Here is a 7,608-nt window from a genome sequence, read left to right as displayed (position 1 = left end):
ACCTTCCAGCTCCGCCACCCCGCGCCGACCCACCGCGCCCTTGCGACCCGCCGCCTTACGCCGACCCATCCCGCCTTCCCAGCCCGCCATCCCACGCCGAACGAGCGCGCCGCCCCGTCGTGAGGCTCGGCGGCGTGTCACGCAAGGCCCGGTGCGGGTCGGCTGATGTCCCGTCGCGCTCCCGATCATCAACCGGCCCGCCCGACCTGGCGCTGCGGCACCTGCGGAATCGCCTGGCCGTGCTCGGCCGCCAAGCTCCGTCTCCTGGCGACCTACCGGATGGATCGCCTGGCTCTGCTGGACCACCTGGCGGCACTTCAGTCGGAGGCCGCTGCCCACCTCTTGGCACTCAATCCCGACAATCCACCCATCAACCTGACCGACCGCTTCACCACCTGGGCCTCCCCCGCTAGCGAACCGTCCACTCTCATCAGTCCGTGCAAATCTTGGACAGTCTCCGTTAGCTGCTAACGGAAACTGTCCAAGATCTGCACGGAGCGCGCGATAGCGAGGCGCGAACGCCGCGCCCGGAGGCGCGGCAGCCGCGCGGAGACGCAGAGACGCGGCAGCCCCGCAGAGACGCAGAGACGGGGGCGGCGCGCGAGCCAGCGGCCAACGGCCAGCGAGCCAACGGGCCAACGGGCCAACGGGCCAACGGGCCAGCGAGCCAGCGAGCCAGCGAGCCAGCGAGCCAGCGAGCCAGCGGCCTGAAGTGTCCAAGATCTGGTGGCTCGATGTTCGGCAGGCGGTAAGGATCGACGGAATGTTGCCCGCTGATGACGCCGACGCATTTGACTGGCTCGCCTTCGAGCAGGCGGGTGTGCTGACGACCGCGCAGCTTGCCAGCCTGCTCAGTGAGGGGACGGTCCGGGGCCGTATCCGCTCCGGACGATGGCGGTCGATCTGCCGGGGCATCGTGCTCACCGGCAACGGTCGACTCACCCCTGACCAGCAGCTGTGGGTGGCGGTCCTGGCGGCCGGGTCGGGAGCGGTCCTGGCCGGGGCGACCGCAGCCACCGAGGCGGGCGTACGGGGACTGCGGCGAGAGCCTCTGCACGTGCTGGTGCCGGCCGACCGTCGTGCCGCTCGGACGAGCTTTCGTCGACTGCCGATCGACATGCCCGCGGTGCTGCTCCATCGCACGTCGGTGCTGCCCGACGTGCATGTTCAGCTCGCCCGTCCGCCGCGTACGACGACGGCCCGCGCCCTGGTGGACGCGGCCGGGTGGGCCAGCAGTGTGGACGAGGCGCAGGGGTTGTTGGCGGCCGGATGCCAGCAGCGTCGCGTGCTACCCGAGGAGCTGGGCGCCGTGCTCGACGTCCTGCCTCGGGCACCTCGCCGACGGCTGATCCGGCAGACCATCGCCGACATCGCCGGTGGCGCAGAGGCGCTCTCCGAGATCAACTTCGTGCGGTTGTGTCGGCGGCATCGGCTGCCCGCGCCGGACCTGCAACGACACCGGGTCGACGCGGCGGGCCGTAACCGCTGGTTGGACGCGTACTGGCACGAGTGGCGGGTGCAGGTCGAGATCGACGGCGCGCACCACATGGACGCGCGGCAGTGGGCGGCGGACATGCGTCGACAGAATGACGTCTGGACCAGCGGCGACCGTATCCTTCGCTTCCCCGCCTGGCTGGTCCGTGCCCGCCCCGACGAGGTCGCCGACACCGTACGGCGGGCGCTGATCGCGGCCGGCTGGATCCCGACCGATGCGGCACGACGGTCGCCGGAACGAGCCCGATGACGCCTATGGTTTGCGGGCGACGCCGCTGTAGCCGGTGCGCGCCACCTCGGCGTCGACGGTGGCCGGCGGCTCCGGGTACGGCCACATGTTGACCAGGCCGGGTGACTCGAGGACGAAGTCGCCGAAGAACCCCGTGACGTCCGCGTGCCCGCGCGGCACGAACGGGCTGTTCGCGCGGGCGTAGATCGCGGAGATGCGGGCCATCAGGTCGGGGTGCACGTCGGTGCTGGCGTGGGACAGCGCGAGATAGCTGCCGGGGGCGAGCGCGTCGCGGTAGGTCGCCACGATGCGCTGCGGGGCCTGCTCGTCGGGCACCAGGTGCAGCACGAACATCATGAGGACCGCGACCGGGCTGTCGAAGTCGATGGCCGCGGCGACCTCCGGGTGACCGAGCACCTCGGCGGGTCGGCACAGGTCGGCCTGCACCACCGACACCGTCGCCGCGTCGGCGAGCAACGCACGCCCGTGGGCGCAGACCACCGGGTCGTTGTCGACGTAGACGACGCGTACGGTCGGGTCGATGCGGTGGGCGATCTCGTGCACGTTGTCGCGCGTCGGCAGCCCCGAGCCGAGATCCAGGATCTGCCGGACGCCCTTCTCCTCGACGAGGTGGCGGACCGTACGGGCGATCAGGTCGCGGCCCTGCCGAGCCGCCTCGGGCATCCACGGCGCGACCTGCAACACCATCTCGGCGGCGGCCCGGTCGGCGGCGAAGTTGTCCTTGCCGCCGAGGTAGTAGTCGAACATCCGCGCCGCGTTCGGCCGGTCGGTCTGAAGGTTCACCCCGGGCTCGGACTGCGTCATGGCCGACCACCTCTCCCCTGCCGAGCCCGCAGCATAGCGTCCACGATGGCCGGTCATCTTCCCCCGGGGCGGCACGCAGAGGGCGTCGCCGTCATCCCTCTGCCAACGATTCGAGGATCGAGAGGAACGCGGCCTCGTGCGCGACCGGGATTCGGGAGATCAGCGAGGCACGTACCGCGTCCGCGTGCACGGGCCGGGCGGCGGCCGCGCGCTCGGAGCCAAGGCCCGTGATGCTCACCATCATGCCCCCGGGAACTCCCGACCGCGTGACCAGGCCGCGCTGTTCCATGCGTGTCAGTTGGTGCGACAGGCGGCTCCGATGCCACCTCATCGAGGCGGCCAGCTCGTTCTGCCGTAGGTGCCCGTCGCCGAGGTCGACCAGCCGCGTCAGGACGCCGAAGTCCGGGTCCGAGAGCCCGGTGGCGCTGTCGATCTGTTCGGCGACGTGTGCGCGCACCCTGTCGGACGCGGCCTTCCAGGCGTGCCAGACCCGCATCTCGTCCGCACTCAGGAGCTTGCCCACGACCTGATCCTACCTCCGCGTTGATACGACAACACCGACCGTGGCATGCTGTTGTCATGACAACATCCACGGACCGCACCGGTCTCGTCGCGCTCGTGACCGGCGGCAACAAGGGCATCGGCATCGCCATCGTCCGCGGACTCGCCAGCAAGGGCTTCACCGTGCTGCTCGGCGCTCGCCGCCTCGACGCCGGCCGGGCCGCCGCCGCCAGCCTCGACGGGGACGTACGTCCCGTGCTCCTCGACGTGACCGACCAGCGGCAGATCGACGCCCTGGCCGATGAGGTGGACCAGGAGTTCGGGCACCTGGACGTACTGGTCAACAACGCGGGCGTCAACACCCTCACGTTCCGCGACCTCGACCACCTGCCCACGCCGAGCGAGGAGACCGCCGAGGACTTCAAGAACGTCTACGAGGTCAACGTCTTCGGCGTCGTACGCATGATGCGGGCCTTCCTACCTCTGCTGACCCGGGCCGAGGCTCCTCGGGTCGTCAACGTGACCAGCAAGCGCGGCTCGATCGGCGAGGCGGGCGCGTGGGTCGGTCAGCCGTCGATGGTCTACTCCAGCTCGAAGACCGCCCTGAACGCGCTCACGGTCCACTACGCGCGCGAGTTCGCCGGCACCGCACTCAAGGTGAACGGTGCGGCTCCGGGCCACGTCGCCACCGACTTCAACGACTTCCGTGGCACCCGGACGCCTGACGAGGGCGCGGCCGTCGCGATCCGCCTGGCCACTCTCGCGGCGGATGGCCCGACCGGCGTCGTGTTCGAGGACGAGGTCCGGCTGGCCTGGTGATGACCGTGCCCTGGTTCGCGCCCGGGACAAATGTCCTGGCCGACCGCGTACCGGTGGCTCTGCCCGCGCCCCGCGCGCCTGCCTAGCGTGACGGGCATGGATGACACAGCCGTACGCCTCAGCGGCCTCACCCGGCGGTTCGGTCCGGTTCGCGCCGTCGACGGGCTCGACCTGACCATCGCGCGGGGTAGCACGGTCGCCCTGCTCGGGCCCAACGGCGCCGGCAAGTCCACCACGATCTCGATCATGCTGGGGCTGGACCGACCGGACAGCGGCACCGTGAGCCTGTTCGGTCGGCCGCCGGCCGAGGCGGTCCGGGCGGGACAGGTGGGCGCGATGCTCCAGGACGCCGGCTGGGCGTCCAGCGCGACCGTCCGCGAGGTCGTCGACCTGGCTCGGGCGCTCTACCCGCGGACGATGGCCACCGACCAGGTGCTGGCGCTGGCCGGGCTGACCGAGCGCGCCGGCCGCCGCCTCGACAGACTCTCCGGCGGCGAGGCGCAGCGCGCACGGTTCGCGTTCGCGCTGGCCGGCGACCCGGACCTGCTGGTCCTCGACGAACCCACCGCCGCGCTGGACGTCGCCGCCCGGCAGGCGTTCTGGGCGGCCATCGACCGGTACACCGCCGACGGGCACACCGTCCTGTTCAGCACCCACCACCTGCACGAGGCGGACGAGTTCGCCGATCGGGTCGTGGTGCTCGCCGCCGGCCGGGTCGTGGCCGACGGGCCGCCCGCCGAGATCCGCGCGCTGGCCGGCGGCCGTACCGTCTCCTTCGACCTCGCCGGCGGGCCGCTCGACGGCCTCGACGCGCTCCCCGGGGTCCGGTCGGTGCAGGTGCGGGGCGGCCGGGTCGCGCTCACCAGCGACGACGCCGACGCCACCGTCCTCGCCCTGGCCGCCACGCGTGGCTTCCAGAACCTGGAGGTCACCGCCGCCGCCCTGGACGCCGCCTTCCTCACCCTCACCGCGACCCCGACGACCCGCACCGCGACACCGACGACCCGCACCGCGACACCCACGGAGCACTGACATGCGCGCGTACCTGCGATTCGAACTGCGCCGACTGGCCCGCGACCCACGGCTGCTGCTGTTCACCGTCCTCGCGCCGGTGGTCACGTACCTCATCTTCTCGGGGGTTGGTCCGGACGGCGACCGGGTGGAGGGCGTCGACGCGGCGTTGGCCCTCATGGTCGGCCTGGCCGGCTACGGCGCGGTGGCGGGCGTGCTCTCGGTCGGGTCCGCGGTCTCGCAGGAGCGGGCGTCGGGTTGGCTGCGCCAGCTCCGCGTCACCCCGCTGCCCGCCGGGCGGGCGGTGATCGCGAAGGCCCTGGTCTGCACGCTCAGCGGGGTGCCGTCGGTGATCGCCGTCGGCTGCGCCGGACGCCTCGCGCACCACGTCGAGCTGGGGGCCGGCCGGTGGGTCGCGCTGCTGCTGCTGATGTGGGTCGGCACGGTGCCGTTCGCGCTGCTCGGGCTCGCCATCGGGTACGGCCTCAGCCCGCAGCTCGCCCAGCCGGTCAACTTCCTCGCCTTCCTCGGCCTGTCGGTGCTGGGCGGCCTGCTGGTGCCCGTCGCCTACTTCCCCGCCGTGCTGCGTCACCTGGCACACGCCCTGCCGACGTACCGGTTCGCGGAACTCGGCTGGCGCACGGCCGCCGGGCTGACGCCCAGCCCGTCGGGACTGGCAGTGCTCATCGGGTGGACGGTGGCGTTCACGGCCCTGGCGGCGTGGGCGTACCGCAGGTCCACCGTTCACCGGTGACGCCCGATACGGTGACCACCATGTCGTCCGGTGCGACCGGTCCCCGCCGGACCCGACAGGGGTTCGTGCTCGTCGCCGCGCACACTCTCTGGCTCTGGCTGCTGCTGACGCCGGCCGCCGCGATCGCACGCGGGCAGGTGCACCCCGCACCACCGGCGGCGGTGGGGCTCGTCGTCTTCGCGCTGTTCTACCTGGCCCTGGTGGCCGTACCCGTGGCCGACCTGCCGGTCCGTCCGGCCGTGCACCACGCGGGGCTCGTCGCCTTCGCGCTGCTCGGGGTCGGGCTCGCGGTGGCGTACGCCGGTGGGCCGGAGGGCTGGCTGGTCCTGTTCCTGTACGTCGCCGCGGCCGGCGCGGTCGCCTTCGTACGCGTGGCCTGGGGGTTCGGTTGGGTCGGCGGCTCGGCCGCGGCCGTCCTGGTGATCGGTGTGGCGCACCGGCTGCCGGCCACCGAGACCGCACAGATGGCGCTGATCACCGTGCTCGCGGGCGCGCTGACGTTGGCGTTCGCCCGCACGGCCCGGCTGGTGGAGGAGCTGCGCCGTACCCAGCGGGAGCTGGCCCGCACGGCGGTGGAGCAGGAGCGGCTGCGTTTCGCGCGGGACCTGCACGACCTGCTGGGTCACACGCTGTCGCTGGTGGTGGTCAAGGCGGAGGTGGTGCGCCGGCTCGCCCCGACGGATCCGCAGCGGGTCGTCGCCGAGGCGACGGACATCGAGCGGATCGGCCGTACGGCGCTCGCCGAGGTGCGCGAGGCGGTCACCGGCTATCGGGAACGCAGCTTCGCGCGGGAACTCGACGGCGTCCGTGCGGCTTTGGCCGACGTCGGGATAGCCGTCAGCGTCCGGGGCGTCGACCGGCCGCTCGGGGTCGAGGCCGACGACGCGTTCGGCTGGGTCCTGCGGGAGGGAGTGACGAACGTGGTCCGGCACAGCCGGGCGTCGCGGTGTGACATCGAGGTCACCGCCGACACCGACGAGGCGGTGCTGACCATCCGCGACGACGGGGTGGGTGGCCGGCCGCAGTACGGCAACGGTCTGCGCGGCCTCACCGAGCGGTTGGCGCAGGCCGGCGGAACGCTGCACGTCGGCCCGGCGCGCGACGGCGGCCTGCTGCTCACCGCCCGGCTCCCCCACGCCCCCACCGGACGGTGGGCGTCGTGATCCGGCTCCTGCTCGCCGAGGACCAGGGCATGATGCGTGGCGCGCTGGCCCTACTGCTGAACCTCGAACCCGACATCGAGGTCGTGGCCGAGGCCGCGACCGGGGCGCAGGCCACGCGCGAGGCTCTTCGGGTACGCCCCGACGTGGCGCTGCTGGACATCGAGATGCCCGACGGCAGCGGCCTCGACACGGCCGCCGCGCTGCGCGACCAGTTACCGTCCTGCCGGGTGCTGATCCTGACCACCTTCGGCCGCCCCGGCTACCTGCGCCGGGCCATGGAGGCCGGCGCCCACGGCTTCCTGGTCAAGGACGGGCCGGTGCAGGAGCTGGCGGTGGCCGTCCGACGGGTGCTGGCCGGCGAGCGGGTGATCGACCCGACGCTGGCCGCCGCCGCCCTCGCGGCCGGCCCGAACCCGCTCACCGACCGGGAGCGCGAGGTGCTGGTCGCCGCCGTGGACGGCGCCACCGTCGCCGACATGGCCGCCGCGCTGCACCTGTCCGAGAGCACCGTGCGCAACTACCTGTCTGCGGCCATCGGCAAGACCGGCACCCGCAACCGCATCGAGGCGGCCCGCACCGCGCGCGCCAACGGCTGGCTCTGAGCCGCCGTACGCCGCCTCCCGAGACGGAGGAGAGCCCCTGTGGGCACGGTGGTCATGTACAGCTCGGTGTGGCTGGACGCCCGAGGGGCTGGGACCCCGAGGCGCCGTCCCTCCGGCCCGGGGACAGGCCAAGATACCCTGAGAGTCAGGGCTCGGTCACCGTACGCCAACAGGGACGGTGGCGGCTCGATCACCCGACCACCACTGGTG

General features: G+C 72.7%; 8 protein-coding genes. 6 read left to right on the top strand and 2 right to left on the bottom strand.

Annotation, left to right across the window (positions count from 1 at the left end; translation table 11 throughout):
- The first annotated feature begins 763 nt into the window (after nucleotides 1-763).
- Nucleotides 764-1,744: a hypothetical protein gene (locus tag ABZ272_RS02650; RefSeq protein ID WP_355048137.1), complete on the top strand. Its 981-nt coding sequence runs from the start codon at nucleotides 764-766 to the stop codon at nucleotides 1,742-1,744.
- Between the two features lie 3 nt (nucleotides 1,745-1,747).
- On the opposite strand, the gene ABZ272_RS02645 is transcribed toward ABZ272_RS02650, so the two are convergent.
- Complete coding sequence (locus ABZ272_RS02645; RefSeq protein WP_355048136.1) at nucleotides 1,748-2,548, bottom strand: SAM-dependent methyltransferase; 801 nt, start codon at nucleotides 2,546-2,548, stop codon at nucleotides 1,748-1,750.
- 91 nt (nucleotides 2,549-2,639) lie between these two features.
- On the bottom strand, nucleotides 2,640-3,071 hold the full coding sequence (locus tag ABZ272_RS02640; RefSeq protein ID WP_355048135.1) for a MarR family winged helix-turn-helix transcriptional regulator: 432 nt from the start codon (nucleotides 3,069-3,071) through the stop codon (nucleotides 2,640-2,642).
- 56 nt (nucleotides 3,072-3,127) lie between these two features.
- On the opposite strand from ABZ272_RS02640, the gene ABZ272_RS02635 reads away from it, so the two are divergent.
- The 5 genes from ABZ272_RS02635 to ABZ272_RS02615 all read left to right on the top strand — a co-directional run bounded on the left by ABZ272_RS02635 (nucleotide 3,128) and on the right by ABZ272_RS02615 (nucleotide 7,398).
- Nucleotides 3,128-3,868 carry an SDR family NAD(P)-dependent oxidoreductase gene (locus ABZ272_RS02635; protein ID WP_355048134.1) on the top strand — a complete coding sequence of 247 codons (741 nt, stop codon included), beginning with the start codon at nucleotides 3,128-3,130 and terminating at the stop codon, nucleotides 3,866-3,868.
- A gap of 96 nt (nucleotides 3,869-3,964) precedes the next feature.
- Entirely contained in the window at nucleotides 3,965-4,900 is a 936-nt protein-coding gene (locus ABZ272_RS02630) for an ABC transporter ATP-binding protein (protein ID WP_355048133.1), read from the top strand.
- Between the two features lies 1 nt (nucleotide 4,901).
- Nucleotides 4,902-5,633, top strand: coding sequence for an ABC transporter permease (locus ABZ272_RS02625; RefSeq protein WP_355048132.1), 732 nt, complete (start codon nucleotides 4,902-4,904; stop codon nucleotides 5,631-5,633).
- Entirely contained in the window at nucleotides 5,630-6,796 is a 1,167-nt protein-coding gene (locus tag ABZ272_RS02620; protein WP_355048131.1) for a sensor histidine kinase, read from the top strand. The genes ABZ272_RS02625 and ABZ272_RS02620 overlap by 4 nt, the downstream gene beginning before the upstream one ends.
- Nucleotides 6,793-7,398, top strand: a complete 606-nt coding sequence (locus ABZ272_RS02615) for a response regulator transcription factor (RefSeq protein WP_355048130.1) — start codon at nucleotides 6,793-6,795, stop codon at nucleotides 7,396-7,398. Before ABZ272_RS02620 ends, ABZ272_RS02615 begins: the two co-directional genes overlap by 4 nt.
- Nucleotides 7,399-7,608 lie beyond the last annotated feature (210 nt).

Source organism: Micromonospora sp. NPDC005979 (assembly GCF_040614415.1).
In the GTDB taxonomy this organism is placed as follows: domain Bacteria; phylum Actinomycetota; class Actinomycetes; order Mycobacteriales; family Micromonosporaceae; genus Micromonospora.
The sequence above is the reverse complement of the archived record's forward strand: the minus strand, read 5'-3'. Positions and strand labels throughout refer to the sequence as shown.

Coding starts and splice junctions, on each gene's coding strand:
- ABZ272_RS02650 (WP_355048137.1), top strand. CDS start 764: ATGTTGCCCGCTGATGACGCCGACGCATTTGACTGGCTCGCCTTCGAG.
- ABZ272_RS02645 (WP_355048136.1), bottom strand. CDS start 2,548: ATGACGCAGTCCGAGCCCGGGGTGAACCTTCAGACCGACCGGCCGAAC.
- ABZ272_RS02635 (WP_355048134.1), top strand. CDS start 3,128: ATGACAACATCCACGGACCGCACCGGTCTCGTCGCGCTCGTGACCGGC.
- ABZ272_RS02630 (WP_355048133.1), top strand. CDS start 3,965: ATGGATGACACAGCCGTACGCCTCAGCGGCCTCACCCGGCGGTTCGGT.
- ABZ272_RS02625 (WP_355048132.1), top strand. CDS start 4,902: ATGCGCGCGTACCTGCGATTCGAACTGCGCCGACTGGCCCGCGACCCA.